14 protein-coding genes are annotated in these 17,468 nt (G+C 66.8%); 8 read left to right on the top strand and 6 right to left on the bottom strand.

The genetic code is table 11. From position 1 onward, the window contains the following. Positions 1-32 precede the first annotated feature (32 nt). Positions 33-776, bottom strand: a complete 744-nt coding sequence (locus HV773_RS10740; protein ID WP_175195158.1) for a GntR family transcriptional regulator — start codon at positions 774-776, stop codon at positions 33-35. Positions 777-994: 218 nt separating this feature from the next. On the opposite strand from HV773_RS10740, the gene HV773_RS10735 reads away from it, so the two are divergent. From HV773_RS10735 to HV773_RS10715, 5 genes are all read left to right on the top strand, one after another. Continuing rightward, positions 995-2,215, top strand: a complete 1,221-nt coding sequence (locus HV773_RS10735; protein ID WP_175195156.1) for a pyridoxal-phosphate-dependent aminotransferase family protein — start codon at positions 995-997, stop codon at positions 2,213-2,215. Positions 2,216-2,277: 62 nt separating this feature from the next. Continuing rightward, positions 2,278-5,340 carry an FAD-binding and (Fe-S)-binding domain-containing protein gene (locus tag HV773_RS10730; RefSeq protein ID WP_175195154.1) on the top strand — a complete coding sequence of 1,021 codons (3,063 nt, stop codon included), beginning with the start codon at positions 2,278-2,280 and terminating at the stop codon, positions 5,338-5,340. A gap of 125 nt (positions 5,341-5,465) precedes the next feature. Next, positions 5,466-6,755 (top strand): MFS transporter, encoded by a 1,290-nt coding sequence (locus HV773_RS10725; RefSeq protein WP_175195152.1) that lies wholly within the window; start codon positions 5,466-5,468, stop codon positions 6,753-6,755. 40 nt (positions 6,756-6,795) lie between these two features. Beyond that, entirely contained in the window at positions 6,796-7,641 is an 846-nt protein-coding gene (locus HV773_RS10720) for an enoyl-CoA hydratase/isomerase family protein (RefSeq protein WP_175195150.1), read from the top strand. Position 7,642: 1 nt separating this feature from the next. After that, positions 7,643-8,869, top strand: a complete 1,227-nt coding sequence (locus HV773_RS10715; RefSeq protein ID WP_175195148.1) for a CaiB/BaiF CoA transferase family protein — start codon at positions 7,643-7,645, stop codon at positions 8,867-8,869. Positions 8,870-8,897: 28 nt separating this feature from the next. Here HV773_RS10715 and HV773_RS10710 read toward each other — a convergent pair whose 3' ends face one another. From HV773_RS10710 to HV773_RS10695, 4 genes are read right to left on the bottom strand one after another with little or no spacing between them, the layout of a single operon-like run. After that, on the bottom strand, positions 8,898-9,755 hold the full coding sequence (locus HV773_RS10710; RefSeq protein ID WP_175195146.1) for an SDR family NAD(P)-dependent oxidoreductase: 858 nt from the start codon (positions 9,753-9,755) through the stop codon (positions 8,898-8,900). A 55-nt stretch (positions 9,756-9,810) separates the two neighbouring features. Next, a complete protein-coding gene (ribBA, locus tag HV773_RS10705; RefSeq protein ID WP_175195143.1) occupies positions 9,811-10,980 on the bottom strand; it encodes a bifunctional 3,4-dihydroxy-2-butanone-4-phosphate synthase/GTP cyclohydrolase II in 1,170 nt (389 codons plus the stop codon). Next, positions 10,977-11,837: an enoyl-CoA hydratase/isomerase family protein gene (locus HV773_RS10700; protein WP_175195141.1), complete on the bottom strand. Its 861-nt coding sequence runs from the start codon at positions 11,835-11,837 to the stop codon at positions 10,977-10,979. Before HV773_RS10700 ends, ribBA begins: the two co-directional genes overlap by 4 nt. A 42-nt stretch (positions 11,838-11,879) precedes the next feature. Next, a complete protein-coding gene (locus tag HV773_RS10695) occupies positions 11,880-12,815 on the bottom strand; it encodes an alpha/beta hydrolase (protein ID WP_175195139.1) in 936 nt (311 codons plus the stop codon). A gap of 311 nt (positions 12,816-13,126) precedes the next feature. Between HV773_RS10695 and HV773_RS10690 the strand changes: the two genes are divergently transcribed. Continuing rightward, positions 13,127-14,302 (top strand): helix-turn-helix transcriptional regulator, encoded by a 1,176-nt coding sequence (locus HV773_RS10690; RefSeq protein WP_175195137.1) that lies wholly within the window; start codon positions 13,127-13,129, stop codon positions 14,300-14,302. Between the two features lie 62 nt (positions 14,303-14,364). Here the strand turns inward: HV773_RS10690 and HV773_RS10685 are convergent, their stop codons facing one another. Further along, on the bottom strand, positions 14,365-14,715 hold the full coding sequence (locus tag HV773_RS10685; RefSeq protein ID WP_175195135.1) for a VOC family protein: 351 nt from the start codon (positions 14,713-14,715) through the stop codon (positions 14,365-14,367). Between the two features lie 238 nt (positions 14,716-14,953). Between HV773_RS10685 and HV773_RS10680 the strand changes: the two genes are divergently transcribed. Together HV773_RS10680 and HV773_RS10675 are read left to right on the top strand one after the other, a co-directional pair. Then, on the top strand, positions 14,954-16,093 hold the full coding sequence (locus HV773_RS10680) for an LLM class flavin-dependent oxidoreductase (RefSeq protein WP_175195133.1): 1,140 nt from the start codon (positions 14,954-14,956) through the stop codon (positions 16,091-16,093). Positions 16,094-16,268: 175 nt separating this feature from the next. Then, entirely contained in the window at positions 16,269-17,462 is a 1,194-nt protein-coding gene (locus tag HV773_RS10675) for an acyl-CoA dehydrogenase family protein (RefSeq protein ID WP_175195131.1), read from the top strand. Positions 17,463-17,468 lie beyond the last annotated feature (6 nt).

Raw genomic sequence — 17,468 nt, 5'->3', positions numbered from 1 at the left:
GCCCGCCCCACTCGCACCTCGACGCTATGGCGTCACGCTTCGCGTTCCGCGGCCGCGACGCCGAGCGTGCGCTCGGCCAGCACGGCATCGCGCTTGGCCAGCAGGTGGCCGCGCAGGATCTTCGCCAGCGCGGGGCCGTTGCGCGCTTCGAGCGCGGCAATCATGCCTTCGTGGTCGCGTATCGCGCTGTCCCACTTGCTGGTTTGAAAGTTGGAGCGAAAGCGCAGCGCTTGCAGACGCCGGTTCAGCGTCACGTAAGTCTGGCGTAGCGCCGCATTGCGCGCCGCGATGTTGATGAGGTCGTGAATCGCATGATTGCGCGAGTAATAGCCGGACAGGTCGTTCTGCGCGCGGCTCAATAGCATGGCGGCATGCAGCGCCTTGATTTGCGCAAGCTCCGTTTCGCTGATGCGCTCGCACGCGAGTTCGCCCGCGAACGCCTCGAGCCCGCTCATGAGTTCGAACATGTCGCGTATCTCGGCTTCGCTCAGCTGCGCGACCGTGGCGCCCCGGTTCGGCGAGATCTCGATGAGTCCTTCGGCGGCGAGCACCTTGAGCGCTTCGCGCAGCGGCGTGCGCGAAATGCCCAGTACTTCGCAGAGCTTGCGTTCATTGAGCTTCACGCCGGGCGCGAGCTGCCCTTCGACGATGAATTCGCGCAGGTGATCGACCACTGTGTCGTGCAGGCGCTGGCGCGCGAGCTTCGGCAGCGCGAGTTCTGGCGCGTCAGGCTGGGCGGACGCGAGTTGCGCGTCCGGAATGTCTGGATTTTGCATACGAGATCCCAATCGTCCGACTTGCCCCCATTCTAGCCTGAACGCCGCCGGCGCTTCGTTGCGCCGCACCGCCGGGTTTCCCCTGGGGGATTCCTGCCAATTTCGCCTTGTATCTGCTCGATCATGCACTAGAGTATTTTGCATGCAAAATGCCATTAAGGGCAAATTATTGCATCGATTGAAGGACCTCCGCCCTTCCCTGAACGTGGGACCTTTCCATGCTGAAACTCGATTTCCATCCCGCCGGCCGCCATTTCCTGCAAATTCCCGGCCCGAGCCCCGTGCCCGACCGCATCCTGCGCGCGATGAGCTATCCCACCATTGACCATCGCGGCCCCGAGTTCGCCGCGCTGGGGCTTGCGGTGCTCGACGGCATCAAGAAGGTCTTCAAGACCACGCAGCCCGTGGTGATCTATCCGGCATCTGGCACCGGCGCATGGGAGGCGGCGCTCACCAACACACTCTCGCCTGGCGACGCAGTGCTGATGTACGAGACCGGCCACTTCGCAACGCTGTGGAAAAGGATGGCCGAGAGTCTGGGCCTCAAGCCCGAGTTTCTTGGCTTGCCCGGCGTGGAGGGGTGGCGGCGCGGTGTGCAGGCGGACATGATCGAGGCGAGATTGCGCGCGGACGCGGACCACGAGATCAAGGCGGTCTGCGTTGTGCATAACGAGACCTCCACGGGCGTGACATCGGATATCGCCGCAGTGCGTCGCGCCATCGATGCGGCGGGGCATCCGGCGCTCTTCATGGTCGACACCATCTCGGGCCTCGCGTGCGCCGACTATCGTCACGACGAATGGGGCGTGGACGTGACGGTCTCGGGCTCGCAGAAGGGCTTGATGCTGCCGCCCGGCATCAGCTTCAACGCGGTCTCGCGCAAGGCGCTGGAAGCGAGCCGCGCAGCGAAACTGCCGCGCGCATTCTGGAATTGGGTCGAGATTGTCGAAATGAACCGGCAGGGTTACTGGCCGTATACGCCCAATACCAACCTGCTGTATGGCCTCTCCGAAGCGCTCGACATGATTCTCGGCGAAGGGCTCGACAACGTGTTCGCGCGTCACCAGCGCCTGGCGGCCGCGTGCCGCGCGGCGGTTCAGGCGTGGGGGCTCGAAACGCAATGCGTGGATCCCGCCGCACATTCGCCCGTGCTCACGGGCGTGGTGATGCCCGCAGGCGTGGACGCGGACGCGGTGCGCAAGCTCATCTACGAACATTTCGATCTGTCGCTTGGCACGGGGCTGGGCAAGGTGAAGGGGCGCATGTTCCGCATCGGGCATCTCGGCGACTGTAACGACCTCACGCTGATGGCCGCGCTCGCCGGCTGCGAAATGGGTTTGCGGCTCGCGGGCGTGCCGCTGCGCGCGAGCGGCGTGGGCGCGGCGATGGACTACCTCGCGCAGCACGAAAGCGCGCCGCGGCTGAAAGCGGTGGCGTGAGGCATCGCGCATTTCAATGTTCAAACGCCCACCGTTGCGACTGACCATCAACTGACTGCGCGATGCTCAAGCCCACCACCCAACCGCTCGTTCAACCGATCCAACTGATGCCCGCGTCCGCGCGCGCCGCGCTCACGCCGCTTGCCGCGCGGCTCGCGCGCGAACTGCGCGGCGACGTGCTGTTCGATCGCGCATCGCGCGGCCGCTATGCCACCGATGCTTCGATCTACCAGATCATGCCTGTCGGCGTGGCGGTGCCGCGCGATCAGGACGATCTGCGCGTCGCACTCGACATCGCGCGCGATACCGGCGTGCCGGTGCTCGCGCGCGGCGCAGGCACGAGCCAGTGTGGGCAGACCGTGGGCGAGGCGCTCGTGATCGACACGAGCAAGTGGTTGAATCGCATCGTGGCCTTCGACGCGCAAGCGCGTACCGTGACGGTCGAGCCCGGCATCGTGCTCGACCATCTCAATGCATGGCTCAAGCCGCACGGCCTTTGGTTTCCGGTGGATGTCTCCACGGGCGCGCAATGCACGCTGGGCGGCATGGCCGGCAACAACTCGTGCGGTTCGCGCTCGATCGAGTACGGCATCATGGTGCACAACGTGGCCGCCATCGACGCGGTGCTCGCCGATGGTTACGAGACCTGCTTTGGCAAGCTCTCCGAAATGTCTCGCGATGCGCGCACGCGCGGGCTGGTCGATGGCGTGCGCGCCATTGCGGAGCGCGAACGCGACGAACTGCGCGAGCGCGTGCCGAAGGTGTTGCGCCGCGTGGCCGGCTACAACCTCGACTTGTTCGAGTGCCAGAATCCGCTCGCATTCGAGCGCGACGGTGAGCCCAATCTTGCGAACCTGTTGGTGGGCTCGGAGGGCACGCTCGCATTCAGCCGCCAGTTGACGCTGCGCCTCGAACCGCTGCCGCGCCACAAGGTGCTGGGCGTGGTGAACTTCCCGACCTTCCACGGCGCGATGGACCTCACACAGCACATCGTCAAGCTGGGGCCGACGGCGGTCGAGCTGGTCGACCGCACGATGATTGAACTGGCGCTGGACAATCCCGCGTTTCGGCCCGTGATCGAGCGTGCGCTGGTGGGTGCGCCCGAGGCGGTGTTGCTGGTGGAATTCGCGGGCGAGGAGCGCGCGGCCCAGCTTGCGCGTCTCGCCCAACTCGTCGAGTTGATGGGTGATCTGGGTTTGCCGGGCAGCGTGGTCGAAATGCCTGATGCCGCTGAGCAGAAAGCGCTGTGGGACGTGCGCAAGGCGGGCCTGAACATCATGATGAGCATGAAGGGCGATGGCAAACCGGTTTCGTTCATCGAAGATTGCGCGGTGCCGCTCGAACATCTCGCCGATTACACGAGCCGCCTGACTGAGGTGTTTCATCGGCATGGCACGGAAGGCACGTGGTATGCGCATGCGAGCGTGGGGACGCTGCACGTGCGTCCGATACTCGACATGCGCCGCGACGGTGCGCAGAAAATGCGAGCCATTGCCGAAGAAGCGGCGGCGATGGTGCGCGAGTACAAGGGCGCGTTCTCGGGCGAGCACGGCGACGGACTGTGCCGGGGCGAGTGGGTCGCCTGGCAGTACGGGCCAAAGATCAACGCGGCATTCGCCGAAATCAAGGCGCTCTTCGATCCCGCGAATCGCATGAGCCCGGACCGCATCGTTCATCCGCCGAAGATGGACGATGCCGCGAATTTCCGCTTCGCGCCCGGCTATCGCGAGCGCGCGTGGCGGCCCGCGCTCGACTGGTCGGCGTGGAATGTCACGCGCGATCCGCTCACGGGCGCCGAAGGCGCACCGGGCTCGGGCGGCGATGCGAGCGAGGGGCTCGCGAAGGCCGTGGAGATGTGCAACAACAATGGCCATTGCCGCAAGTTCGATGCGGGCACGATGTGCCCGAGCTATCGCGTCACGCGCGACGAGCAACATGTCACGCGGGGGCGCGCGAATACGCTGCGGCTGGCGTTGTCTGGGCAACTGGAGTCACCCGGTGAAGCGGGCGAAGGCGGTCTCGCGAGCCGCGCCGTGAAGGACGTGCTCGACCTGTGCGTGTCGTGCAAGGGCTGCAAGCGCGATTGCCCGACCGGTGTGGATATGGCGCGCATGAAGATCGAAGCGCGCGCCGCATGGCAGCGCGAGCATGGCCTCGCCGTGCGGGAGCGGCTGGTTGCCTGGCTGCCGCGTTATGCGCCGTACGCGAGCCGCGTGCCCGGCGTATTGCCCGCGATCGAGCGCTTGCCGCGCGTGGCGGCGTGGCTCAAGCGGCGCATCGGCTTTGCGCCGGACCGTGCGTTTCCGCGTATTGGGCGAGCGTTCACCGCAACTTCTGAGGCCGTGGCGAACCCCGCCGTGCCGGCATCTTCAACGCGCGAGGTCCTGCTTTTCGTCGACACGTTCAGCAACTACATCGAGCCCGATGTGGCGCGCGCCGCGCAGCGTGTGCTGGAGGCGGCGGGCTACACGGTACGGTTGAATACAAAAACGGGCGAGCGTCCGCTGTGCTGCGGACGCACGTTTCTCGCGGCGGGCCTCGTCGATCAGGCGAAGGCCGAGGCGCGCCGCTCGCTCGATGCGCTGCTGCCCCTTGTCGAGCGCGGCGTGCCCATCGTGGGCCTGGAGCCTTCGTGCTTGCTTACGCTGCGCGATGAATGGACGGCCTACGGCTTTGGCGAGGCCGCCGCGAAGCTTGCCCGCCACGCGCTGCTGTTCGAGGAATTTCTCGTGCGCGAACATCAGGCGGGGCGGTTCGACTTGAAGCTGCGCACGCTTCCACAAGCGCGGGCGGTGGTGCACGGACATTGTCATCAGAAGGCATTCGGCGCGTTCACGCCGGTGCAGATGGTGCTCGGCTGGATCCCGGGCCTCGCGGTTGCGCCCGTCGAATCGTCGTGCTGCGGGATGGCGGGTAGCTTCGGCTACGAAAGCGAGCATTACGCCACGTCGCTCGCGATGGCGGAGCTGTCGCTGCTGCCCGCCGTGCGCGCGGCGCAGGCAGCCGGCGACGCGCTGGTGGTTGCCGACGGTACGAGCTGCCGCCATCAGATCGCCGACGGCGCCAGTGCGCAGGCGCTGCACGTCGCGCAGGTACTGGAGCGCGCGCTGGACTCACCGCGCTGAAGCACACGCGAGCGGTGCTATGCGCGCTCGCGGCACAAGCAAGAACATCCGGAGTCCTGAAGTTAAAGCCGCCAAGGCAAAGCGTAAAGCGAGCGCCGCGCCTGCACACTTCCAACAAGGAGACGATGATGTTGCGCCGAGCCACCACCCGCGTGCTGCTATTGCTGTGCGCGATGTATCTGATCACTTACGTCGATCGCGTCAACGTGAGCACCGCTGCGAGCCAGTTCGCGGCCGAGCTCCACCTTTCGCATACCGAAGTCGGCATTGTGTTTTCCGCTTTCGCGTATCCGTATCTGCTGTTTCAGATCATCGGCGGCTGGGTGGGCGACCGCTTCGGCCCGCGCCGCACGCTCGCGCTGTGCGCCGTGATCTGGGCCGGCGCGACGGTGCTCACCGGTCTCGCGGGCGGCTTCGCCTCCATGATCGTGGCGCGCGTGCTGCTGGGCCTAGGCGAAGGCGCGACCTTCCCCACGGCCACACGCGCGATGTCGAACTGGATGCCCGCAAGCCGGCGCGGCTTCGCGCAGGGCACCACGCACGCGGCCTCGCGCATCGGCAACGCCATCGCGCCGCCGCTCATTGTCTGGCTGATGCTGATGTCGGGCTGGCGCGGCGCCTTTATCGTCACTGGCATCGCGAGCTTTCTCTGGGCCGTGCTGTGGATCTGGTACTTCCGCGACGACCCGCGCGCGCATCCGCGCATCACCCAGGCCGAGTGCGAAGGGCTCGAACGCTATTCGGGCGCGAAGGAGCGCGCGCCGGTGCCGTGGCGGCGGCTGGTGGCGCGCATGTCGCCGGTCACCGCCGTGTACTTCTGCTACGGCTGGGTGCTGTGGCTGTTCCTCGGCTGGATTCCGCAGTACTTCCTGCACAACTATCACATGCAACTGGGCAAATCCGCGCTGTTCGCCTCGGGCGTGTTCTTCGCGGGCGTGCTGGGCGACTGGCTCGGCGGCTCGTTGACGGACCGCATTCTCAAGAAGAGCCGCAACCTGCGTCTCGCGCGCAATGTGATGGTGGGCGTGTGCATGCTGCTCACGCTGCTCTCGCTCGCGCCCATACTGCTCGCACAGAACGTGACGGTGACGCTTGCCGCGCTGTGCCTGAGCGCGGGCTTCTTCTTCAACGAAATGACCATCGGACCGATGTGGGCCGTGCCGATGGATATCGCGCCCCGGCATGCGGGCACCGCTAGTGGGATCATGAACACGGGTTCGGCCGCCGCGGCCATCGTGAGCCCCGTGGTGGGCGGCTGGCTGATCGACCGCACCGGCAACTGGAACCTGCCGTTCACGATCTCGATGGCGATCATGGCCGTGGGCATCGTGCTGTCGTTCACGATGCGCCCGGATCGCACGCTCGAAAACGAATCGGGCGCGGCGGACGGCGCGCATGCGCATACGACCGCCTGAGCACGACGTTTTCGAAATGGACCGTTAGCGAGGAACGAACATGAACGATAACGCCGCGAATCAAGGCACGAATCAAGGCACGACTCAGGGCACGACTCAGGGCACGACTCAGGGCACGATCCGCACCGAACGCGACGGATCGATTGCCATCGTCACTATCGACCGCCCGGCAAAACTCAATGCGCTCACGCGCACACTGTGGCGCGCGCTCGGCGAAACCTTCGAGACGCTGTCCGCCGATGCAAGCCTGCGCTGCATCGTGTTGCGAGGCGCGGGCGAGAAGGCGTTCTCGCCCGGCAACGACATCGGCGAATTCGCCACCGACCGTGCGAACGTCGCGCAGGCGCGCGAATACGGCGCGCTCATGCATCGCACGCTTGGCGTGATCGATGCGTGCCCGGTGCCGGTGGTCGCGATGATCCACGGCCTATGCGTGGGCGGCGGGCTGGAGATCGCGGCGCTGTGCGATCTGCGCATCTGCGGGGAGTCGAGCCGCTTTGGCGCGCCCATCAAGAATCTCGGGCTCGTGATGGCGCACGCCGAACTCGAGGCGCTGCTGCGCCTCGTGGGCGAGGCCGTGGCGCTGGAGATCCTGCTCGAAGGCTGCATTCTCGGCGCACATGAAGCGTTGGCCAAAGGCCTCGTCACGCGCGTCGTGCCCGATGCTGAAGTGACCGGGCAGGCGCTCGAAGCGGCGCAGCGCATTGCGGCTGGCGCGCCGCTGGCCGCGCGCTGGCACAAGCAGTTCGTGCGCCGCGCGCGCCATGCGGCGCCGCTCACGCAAGCGGAGCGCGACGAGGGCTTCGCATGTTTCGGCACCGAGGATTTCCGCATCGGCTATCAGGCGTTTCTCGCCAAGGAAACGCCGCAATTCAAGGGACGCTGAGATGGATGAAACGCAACGCGCGGGTCCACTGGCCGGCTTGAAGGTGATCGAGCTTGCGCACATCATGTCGGGGCCGGTGTGCGGCATGATGCTTGCCGACATGGGCGCCGAGGTCATCAAGGTGGAGAAGATGCCGGGCGGCGACGACTGCCGCCGCTTTGCGCCGATCCTTGCGAGCGGCGAGTCCGCTTCGTTCATGATGGTCAATCGCGGCAAACGCGGCATCGCGCTCGACCTGAAGACCGAGGGTGGGCGCGCCGTGCTGCGCCGCCTGCTCGCGAGTGCCGACGTGGTGACCGAGAACTACCGGCGCGGCACGATGGAAAAGCTCGGCATGGGTTACGAGCGGCTCAAGGCGGAGAACCCGGGCCTCATTTACTGTGCGATCTCCGGTTATGGACGCAGCGGGCCGTATGCGGACAAGGGCGGCTTCGACCTCATCGCGCAGGGCATGAGCGGATTGATGAGCATGACCGGCGAGCCGGGGCAGGCGCCGATCAAGGCGGGCGCCCCGGTCACGGACATCAACGCGGGCATTCTGGCGGCGCTCGGCATCTGCGCCGCGTATGCGGGGCGGCAGCGCACGGGGCTCGGGCAGATGGTCGATACGTCGTTGTTCGAAGCCGGTTTGCAGCAGATGTACTGGGCCTTCGCCAATTACTTCGCGGATGGCACCGTGCTCGAGAAAGCCGGCTCGGCCAATCCCACGAGCGCGCCTTACCAGGCGTTCGAAACGCGCGACGGCTGGATCAATGTGGGCGCGGCGAACCAGAGCAATTACGAGCGCCTGGTCGCGGTGCTTGCGATCCCGGGCCTCGCGGACGACGTGCGCTTCGCGACCAACGCGGGGCGTCTTTCGCATCGCGCGGCGCTCGTGGAGATTCTCGCGGCGCGACTGCGCGAGCGCACCACGGCGGAGTGGCTCGCAATCTTCGACGAAATAGGCTTGCCGTGCGGCCCTGTGCTGAGCGTGCCGGAGGCGGCCTCGCACGAGCAGGCCATCGCACGCGGGATGATTGTGCAAACCGAGCATCCCGTGAGCGGGCGCGTCAAGGGTATCGGCCTGCCGGTGCACTTTTCGGACGGCGCGGCAACGGATGCGCGTCCCGCGCCGCTGTATGGCGAGCACACTGTTGAAGTGCTTCGCGAATATGGCTACGACGAGCAGCAGATTCGTGCCCTCGAAACCGAGGGCGCGGTGGGCGTGGCGCTTGCCGGGGCGGGCTGAAACTTAAAACTCGTCGGGGCGCATCGCGTCAGGCCACGATGGCCGGATGCGCCTGCACCGGCCCGCCTAGCTGCTCGCGATGCGAGGGCGGTTGGCGTCCGTCGATATCGGTGATGCCGTACTCGTGCGCGAGTTCGGCGCCCACGAGCACGAGGCCGGATTTTTGCGCGCGTTGCGGATCGCGATAGAGCGCATCGACCAGCCGCCCCGTGAATTGCGGGCTTTCCGCGAGTTCGCTGAAGCCGGCGTACTGGTCGGGGTGCGCGGCGACCACGCGTTCGGTGCGTTCGGTCTTGAGCATGCCCATCCAGATCGACACCGCGGCCACGTTGAACTCGCGCAGATCCACGGCCATGTCCTTCGCGAACTTGTCCACGCCGACTTTCTGCGCCCCATAGGCGGCGCCGTGCATGTAGCAGCTCGCGCCGAACGACGAGGTGAACGCGATCAGGCCGTCGCGCTGCGCGGCCATCATGCGTGCCGCGTGCCAGCTTGCGACGTAGGCCGAGCGCAGGCCCACGTCCAGAATGTTCACCAATTCCAGCGGTTTTTCCCAGAACGGCGCGGGGCGGATCAGTTCGTCGTGCAGGACTGTGGCATTGTTCACCAGCACGTCGAGTCGGCCTTGTTCGTTGCGGATGCGCGTGAAAATGGCTTCGACCTGGGCGTCGTCGGCGTGGTCGCAGGCTAGCGCGATGCCGTGGCCGCCCAGACGGGTGACCTCTGCTGCGGTGGCGTGGATGGTGCCGGGTAGTGGCGCGTTGCCTTCTTGTTGCGAGCGGCCTGTTACGTAGACGGTTGCGCCGGCGGCGCCTAGTGCGAGCGCGATGCCTTTGCCGGCGCCGCGCGAGGCGCCGGTGACGAGAGCGATATAGGGATTGGGCATTAAGGAATCCTTCGGTTGGTTATATCAGCGAAAAGACGCGCGACTCAAACCGCCTTCACGCCTCAACAAGCTTGCGCGCATCCAACTCGGCAAACGCTGCGGCACGAATCGCCCCGACCGCATCGGCGGAAACATCCGGCAAGTCCCCAAGCGGAATAAACGCGCTGATCTCGAGCCCATGCCCAGCGAGCGCGGGCAGCTTGAGCGGCGTGGCAAGCACGTTAAGGCGCGACAGACCCAAATCACGCAGAATCTGCGACCCAATACCGTACTGGCGGTTACCCGATTCAGCACCGTGGCCGCTGCTCGCATGAGCCGTCTCACGCGCGCCCGTGCGCAAAGCACAATCGAGCAGCACGGCCACGCCACAGCCTGCCTGCGCGATGCGCGTGAGCGCGCCATGCAACGCAAGCCCATGCGCGTCCGGGTCTTCATCGAACAAATCGAGCAGCGACGCGCGCTCCTGCACCCGCACGAGTGTGGGCACGTCGGCGCTGGGCTGCCCGCGCACGAGCGCGAGATGCGTCGCGCCGCGCACGCGGTCGCGATACTCGATCGCTTCGAACGGTCCCCAGGCCGTGGCGAGCGTGCGCGAGGCCACGCGCTCCACCAGCGATTCACGCTCGCTGCGATAGCGGATCAAATCGGCGATGGTGCCGATCTTCAGGCCATGCTCGCGCGCGAAGGTCATCAGCTCGGGCAGGCGCGCCATGGTGCCGTCGTCGTTCATCACCTCGCAGATCACAGCGGCGGGCGTCAGGCCCGCGAGCGCGGTGAGATCGCAGCCGGCTTCGGTATGGCCCGCGCGCACCAGCACGCCGCCTTCGCGCGCGACGATCGGAAATACATGGCCCGGCTGCACGAGATGTTCGGCGCGCGCGCCCGGCGCGATGGCCGTGCGGATCGTATGCGCGCGATCGGCTGGGCTGATGCCCGTGGTCACGCCTTCGGCCGCCTCGATGCTCACCGTGAAGGCCGTGCCGTATTGCGTGCCGTTGTTCGCGCTCATCGGGCTCAGTTGCAGGTGCGCCGCGTGACCGGCGGTCAGCGTGAGGCAGACGAGGCCGCGCGCGTGGCGCGCCATGAAATTGATGGCCTCGGGCGTGACACAGTCGGCGGCAATCACGAGATCGCCTTCGTTCTCGCGGTCTTCTTCGTCGACGAGAATCACCATGCGGCCTGCGCGCAGTTCTTCGACGATGGCGGGGGTGTCGGCCAGTTTCATACGGTCTGCTCCTCGCGGCTGGCGCGATTGGCTTGATGAGGGGTGTGATCGGTGCTGCGATTGGCGGCGCCGAACACGGGCGCGCGGCGCTCCGTGAATGCGCGGGTGCCTTCGCGGAAATCGTCGTGCGCGGTGCAGGCGAGGAAGGCGCGCTGCTCGGCCACGAGTTGCGCGCCCAGCGTGTGGCGCGGCGCATCGGAGATCAGATGCTTGGTGTGCGAGAACGCGGCGGGCGAGAGCGCGGCGAGGCGTGCGGCGCGCTCGGTGGTGGCCTTGGCCAGCTCGGCGGCGGGCACGACCCAGTTCACGAGGCCGACGCGCAGCGCGTCTTCGGCGCTGTAGCGTTCGTCGAAATAGAGCCATTCGGCGGCCGTGCGCGCACCCATCAGGCGCGGCAGTGTGAAGGTCGCGCCGCCATCGGGCGAGGTGCCGAGACGGTTGTACGCCGAGGTGAAGATGGCGTCGTCGGCGGTAATCGCCACATCGCAGGCGGCCACGAGCGAGAGGCCGAAGCCGGCCGCCGTGCCGTTCACGCTAGCCATCACCGGCTTGGACGAGCGGGCGATCAGTTCGACTGAGCGCTGCGCATGACGCACGAGCTTGCCGATGGTGCGTTCGCGGCGCGCGGGGGAGAGTTCGAGCGCGGCGCGCATGGCGTGCACGTCGCCGCCCGCCATGAAGGCGCGGCCCGCGCCGGTCAGCACGATGGCCCGCACGGCGGGCTCCTGGGTGAGGCGCTCGAGCCGCGTGCACAGCGCTTCGGCCATCGCCTCGCTCAGTGCGTTGAGCGTGTCGGGCCGGTTGAAGGTGAGCGTGGCTACGCCGTCGGCGTGCGTGGCGAGAATCGTGTCGGTCATGGGGCGCTCACGTGCGAAGGTGCGGGTATGTCCGTAGAGGTCTCAGGGGTGCAGCGCGGCGCGCAGTGCGCGCGCGCTCAGGTCGAGCGCCGCGTTCGCGGCGTCGAGCACGCCGATCATGCTGGCGAAGCCGTGCATCTGGCCCGGCCAGCGCACGTGCGTGACGGGCACGCCCGCCTGTGAGAGGCGCTCGGCGTAACGCTCGCTCTCGTCCCGCAACGCGTCGCATTCGGCGCTCACGATGGTTGCGGGCGCAATCGCTTCGATGCGCTCGGCGCCCAGCGGGCTCGCGAGCGGCGAGGCGCGGTCCGCCTGCGACTCGAAGTACTGGTCCTTGAACCAGCGCATCAGGCCCGCGTCGAGCAAATAGCCGCTGCCATAGGTTTCGTATGAAGGATGCTCGTGCGAGCAGTCGACCACCGGATAGAGCAGCAACTGGTGCGCGATCGCCACTTCGCCTTGCAACTGCTGCGCGCAGACGGCGGCCAGATTGCCGCCCGCGCTGTCGCCGGCTACGGCGAGCGCGCCGGGAATCGCGCCCAGTTGCGCGGCGTGGGCCGCGGCCCAGCGCACGGCGGCGAGCGCATCATGCGCGGCGGCCGGGAAGCGCGCCTCGGGCGCGAGCCGGTAATCGACCGAAAGCACGAGCACGTTGGCGCGCGCCGCGAGCGTGCGGCAGAGGTTGGCGTGCGTATCGATCCCGCAGGCGACGAAGCCGCCGCCATGGAAGAACACGACGAGCGGCAGCGAGGCCTGCTGACTGACTGGTCGGTAGAGGCGCGCGGCGAGCGGCCCGGCTGCGCCCGGCAGCGTCAGGTCTTCTTCGGCGGCCACGGCGTCGCCTTCGCCAATCGTGCCGGCGGCACGGCCCGCCTCAATGGCGGCGCGATAGCTGGCGGCGTCGAGCCGGCTGTAATCGGGGGCGGGCATGCCGGCGAGCGCGGCGAGCAGTGCGGCGGCCTGGGGGGCTAGCGCCATGAAGGTGTCTCCTGAAAAACGTCATCGAAGCGCGCCTTTCCGGCGCCATTTAGCGCATTGGAGCGCTTGCGCGAACCGCTTGCATCGTCCGATTAGACGAGGGGGGCGGGCCGCGAACAGCGTAATGTCTGGTACAAGCGCGGCCTTCGCGCTGCCCCCGAAAAAAAAGCGCACGAAGCGGCCGGGGGCGTGGGCTAGCACAAAAAGCGAAATCGAACGCGCGGCCAGGGGAATGTCCCGATGCCGGCGGCGGGAGAGCCCCGTAAAGTTGGCCGTCGCTTTGGGCGGCATGGAGGACGGAGACTGTGTTGATGGAGACAAGATGGGCCCCGGAAGAGGGCCAGGACGCCGGTGTCATGGCTGGCGTCGACCTTTCGCAATTCAGCGCGCTGATGGCGCGCGTGTACCAGGGGCCGCTGGAAGCGGTGCCATGGTCGGGGGCGCTGGAACTGGTGCGTCAGCACCTGGACGCAAACTACGCGACGCTGATCCTGCGCTCGCCCTCAAGCGAACGGCGCGGGCTGATGGTGCATGCATCGGGAAGCGGCATACCCGATGAGGCGTCGTACAACGACTACTACTATTCGCTCGATCCCTTCGTCGGCCTGCCGGCGGACCGCGTCGTGACCGTGGACGAGGTGTTCGGCGAGACCGGCTGGCTCTCGAGCGAGCTTTACAAGCAATTCCTGCAGCCCGCCGACGTGCGCTACATCATGGGCGCGGACCTGCGCACCGAGTCGGGCGTGGAGTGCCGCTTCCGCGTGTGCCGCAAGCACGGCAGTGCGCATTTCACGGCGCGCGACAAGGCGTTTTGCGCGCTGCTGCTGCCGCATCTACGCCGCGCGGTGGAGTTGCATTCGCGTCTGGACGTGGTGGAGTCGGAGCGCACGCTGTACGCGAGCGCCATCGACCGCATGCTGGTGGGCATGGTTACGCTCGACGAGAGCGGGGCGATCATGAGCACCAATAGCGTCGCCGATGAAATCCTCGCGGAAAGCGACGGCCTGCGCCTTTCGAAGGGCGCCGTCGAGGCCATGGACAGCCAGGAGAACCGCACGCTGCAGCGGCTCATCCGCCACGCGATGATGGGCCACTTCGGCACCGCCGGCCCGCTCGTGGAGGCCATGCCCGTGACGCGCAGCGGCGACCGCCCGAAGCTCGGCGTGCTGGTGCGTACCGTGCCGCTTTCCGACTGGTCGGAGGACAACCGCCGCCGGCCCGCGACCGTGCTCTTCCTGCGCGATCCGGACCGCAAATCGCAGCGCTCGCAGGAAATCGTGCGCAAGCTGTTCGATCTCACGCCTGCGGAGACCTCGCTGGCGTTGCTGCTGACCAACGGCCTTACGCTGGAAGAAGCGGCTGAGGAGCTGGGCATCAGCAAGAACACGGCGCGCGCGCATCTGCGTTCGATTTTCTCGAAGACAGGCGTGACGCGGCAGGCGACGCTCGTGCGCATTCTGCTGGGCAGCGTGGTGCCGCTGGGCTGATTTCGCCTGATGTTTTCTATCGTTCGTAAAGGGCGGCCTCATGCAGGCCGCCCTTTTGCATTTCACGGACGATTCTTTTGCGTGAGCACGAGCAGCGCGCCGTTGCGATCCTCCAGAACCGCGCGCAACTCGTGCGGGCCCTGCTGCACAGGGGCGCGCACGCTGGCGCCCGTGGCCACTACGCGCTCCATGGCGGCGTAGAGATCGTCATCCTCGGCAATCCGAAACGTTAGCGCGGGCCGCTCGACGATGCGCTCGTCGCCCGCCACCAGCGCGATCGTGAGCGGACCGCCCTCCAGCGCGCAATAGCGCTCGCCGTCGCGCATTTTCACCGTGAGCCCAAGCCCGTCGACGAAGAACGGCAGCGCCGTCTCGATCGCGTCCACCGGGTACAGCATCATCGAAGCCTTCATTGCATTTTCCCCTTGAGTTGGTCTGGCGTGGTTGTGCCATATGGGGATGCTAGCGCGCGTGTGGGCGCGCGCCATGTCCGATTGGACTAGGGGCGTGCCTAAGGTCCCGCTAATCCAAACAGACGATGCAGCGCTTGCCCGGCGCACAGAAACTTCATCTCGTGGACCGTCACGATTACACCTGCGGCGGCAGCGCGGCACCCGCCGCCCCCGTCCGACAAACAAGGAGACAGCTGCGATGAAGTTTTCCCTGATTTACGAAGCCCAGACGACCGATGCTTCCCGCGAAGGCGACCACCGCGTCTTCAAGGAGACCGTCGAGCAGGCGCTGCTCGCCGAGCAGATGGGCTTCGACACCGTCTGGTGCGTCGAGCACACCTCGCTCACCAACTATGCGCACATGAGCGCGCCGGAAACGTTCCTCGCCTATCTCGCGGGCCGCACCACGCGCATCGGTCTCGGCCATGGCGTGGTTTGCCTGCCGCCTGCGATGAATCATCCGATCAAGGTGGCCGAGCGCGTCGCGCTGCTCGACATTCTTTCGCAGGGCCGCGTGCACTTCGGCGTGGGCAAGGGCGGCAGTCAGCAGGAAGCGGGCGCGTTCGGCTACGACCTCAACGAACTGCAGCCGATGATCGACGAGTCGATGTATCTCGTGCCGAAGATGTTCGTGCAGGACGAAATCGAGCATGACGGCAAATACATCAAGATTCCTAAGCGTCCGATTCACCCGAAGCCGTATCAGGACCCGCATCCGCCCATGTATATGGCCTGCACCAACAGCGACGCGCTTTCGCGCGCTGGCCAGCGCGGTCTTGGCGCGCTCGTGCTCGGTTTCGGCGGCCCCGACGAAGTGGCGAAGAAGAACGCGCTCTATCGCCAGGCATACAGCACGCGCAAGGCCGAGGACCAGGTGGGCTTCCGCCCGACCGAGCACCTCGCCGCGCTGTGCCCGGCCATCGTGATGGGCGACGGCCAGCAGGCCCGCAAGATCGGCATTCGCGGCCAGCGCTATTTCATGGAATCGCTCGCGTACTGGTACACGGGCGGCGAGCGTCCCGACCCGTCGAAGTGGGGCGACGACCTCGTGCAGGCCGATAGCGGCGAGATGGTGATCCGCTCGCGCTTCGCCTCGGAAGAAGTGGTGGTGGACTTCAGCGATCCGGCGCTCTCGATGATGAACCCCAACCATGCATACGGCACGGTGGACGACTGCATCGGCTACGTAGGACGCCTGAAGGAAGCCGGCGTGGACGAAGTGCTGTTCCTCGTGCAGATGGGCACGGTGCCGCACGAGGCGTCGATGGAGTCGATCCGCAACATCGGCGAGCACGTGATTCCGTACTTCAACCGCGTGAAGGCGCGCGCCGTCGCCTGATACAGGCGCAAGCGCGCACGCGCCCCGCCCGGCGCAGGTCGTGGCAAGCAACGACTGAGCAGCAACGGAGCAGCAACTGAGCAGTGACGCGCCGGGCGTGGGCGCACCAGCAGATCGAATCGACGACGAACCACCGTGGCGCACGGCGCCACCGAAGAAGACATAGGAGACAGCGGTGCACCGAGACCACGAATCGAATGCCCTTGCGGCCGAACTGATCGCACGCGCCCACGCGCTCGCACCCGTGCTGGCCGAGCGCGGCGACGCGGCGGAGGCCGCGGGCCGCATCCCGGCGCAGACCATCGCCGACATGCAGGCAGCCGGCTTCTTCAAGGTGCTCCAGCCGAAGCGCTACGGCGGCTATGAACTGGACCCGCAAACGTTTTTTGAAATCCAGATGGCGCTCGCGCGCGGCTGCATGTCCACCGCATGGGTGTACGGCGTGGTGGGCGTGCACAACTGGCAGCTCGCGCTGTTCGACGAGCGCGCGCAACAAGATGTCTGGGGCAAGGACCCGGCCACGCTCATCGCTTCCACGTATATGCCGGTGGGCAAGGTCACGCCCGTGGAAGGCGGCTTCCGGCTCTCGGGCCACTGGAAATTCTCCAGCGGCAGCGAACTGTGCGAGTGGGTGTTCCTCGGCGCGCTGGTGCCTCCGGCGCGCGCGGGCGAGCCGCCCGAATACCGCACCTTCCTGCTGCCGAAGTCCGACTACACGATCGAGCGCGACTGGGACGTGCTGGGCCTGCGCGCCACGGGCAGCCACGACATCGTGGTGAACGATGTATTCGTGCCCGAGTACCGCACCCACAAGGCCGTGGACGGCATGATGGGCACGAGCCCTGGCCTCGCGTTGAATGATGCGCCGCTGTTCCGCCTGCCGTTCGCGCAGATTTTCGTGCGCGCGGTTTGCACGGCGTGCATTGGCGCACTGCAAGGCGCAGTGGACGACTTCCGCGCTTACGCAACCAATCGCGTGAGTTCCAATAGCGGCGCGAAGACCTCCGACGACACCGGCGCGCAAAGCGCCTGCGCGAACGCGGCGGTTGCCATCGACGAAATGCAGGTGCTGTTGCGCCGCAACTTCGATGAACTGCTCGCGGCGGTGCAGGGCGGCCCCGAAGTGTCGATCGAGCGGCGCGTGCATTTCCGCTATCAGTCGGCGCAGGTGGCGGAGCGCTGCGCACAGGCGGCCAATGCGCTGCTGCGTTATGCGGGCGGCAACGGCATTTACCGCCGCAACCCGCTCGTGCGGCGCTTTCTCGACCTGCACGCGGCGCGCGCGCACTACGCCAACAATCTCGACCGCTTCGGCCAGAATCTCGGCGCGGTGATGCTCGGCCGCACCAACACCGACTTCTTCATCTGAGGCGGC

The sequence above is a fragment of the Paraburkholderia caffeinitolerans genome (assembly GCF_902859945.1).
Classification (GTDB): Bacteria; Pseudomonadota; Gammaproteobacteria; order Burkholderiales; family Burkholderiaceae; genus Paraburkholderia; species Paraburkholderia caffeinitolerans.
Note: the sequence above shows the minus strand (reverse complement) of the source record. Positions and strands in the feature narration are given on the sequence as shown.

Bases quoted from the DNA above. Each gene is read 5' to 3' on its own strand.
- HV773_RS10720 (WP_175195150.1), top strand. From the start codon at position 6,796: ATGAACGATAACGCCGCGAATCAAGGCACGAATCAAGGCACGACTCAG.
- HV773_RS10685 (WP_175195135.1), bottom strand. From the start codon at position 14,715: ATGAAGGCTTCGATGATGCTGTACCCGGTGGACGCGATCGAGACGGCG.
- HV773_RS10680 (WP_175195133.1), top strand. From the start codon at position 14,954: ATGAAGTTTTCCCTGATTTACGAAGCCCAGACGACCGATGCTTCCCGC.
- HV773_RS10725 (WP_175195152.1), top strand. From the start codon at position 5,466: ATGATGTTGCGCCGAGCCACCACCCGCGTGCTGCTATTGCTGTGCGCG.
- HV773_RS10700 (WP_175195141.1), bottom strand. From the start codon at position 11,837: ATGACCGACACGATTCTCGCCACGCACGCCGACGGCGTAGCCACGCTC.
- HV773_RS10690 (WP_175195137.1), top strand. From the start codon at position 13,127: ATGGAGACAAGATGGGCCCCGGAAGAGGGCCAGGACGCCGGTGTCATG.
- HV773_RS10710 (WP_175195146.1), bottom strand. From the start codon at position 9,755: ATGCCCAATCCCTATATCGCTCTCGTCACCGGCGCCTCGCGCGGCGCC.
- HV773_RS10740 (WP_175195158.1), bottom strand. From the start codon at position 776: ATGCAAAATCCAGACATTCCGGACGCGCAACTCGCGTCCGCCCAGCCT.
- HV773_RS10730 (WP_175195154.1), top strand. From the start codon at position 2,278: ATGCTCAAGCCCACCACCCAACCGCTCGTTCAACCGATCCAACTGATG.
- ribBA (WP_175195143.1), bottom strand. From the start codon at position 10,980: ATGAAACTGGCCGACACCCCCGCCATCGTCGAAGAACTGCGCGCAGGC.
- HV773_RS10695 (WP_175195139.1), bottom strand. From the start codon at position 12,815: ATGGCGCTAGCCCCCCAGGCCGCCGCACTGCTCGCCGCGCTCGCCGGC.
- HV773_RS10715 (WP_175195148.1), top strand. From the start codon at position 7,643: ATGGATGAAACGCAACGCGCGGGTCCACTGGCCGGCTTGAAGGTGATC.
- HV773_RS10735 (WP_175195156.1), top strand. From the start codon at position 995: ATGCTGAAACTCGATTTCCATCCCGCCGGCCGCCATTTCCTGCAAATT.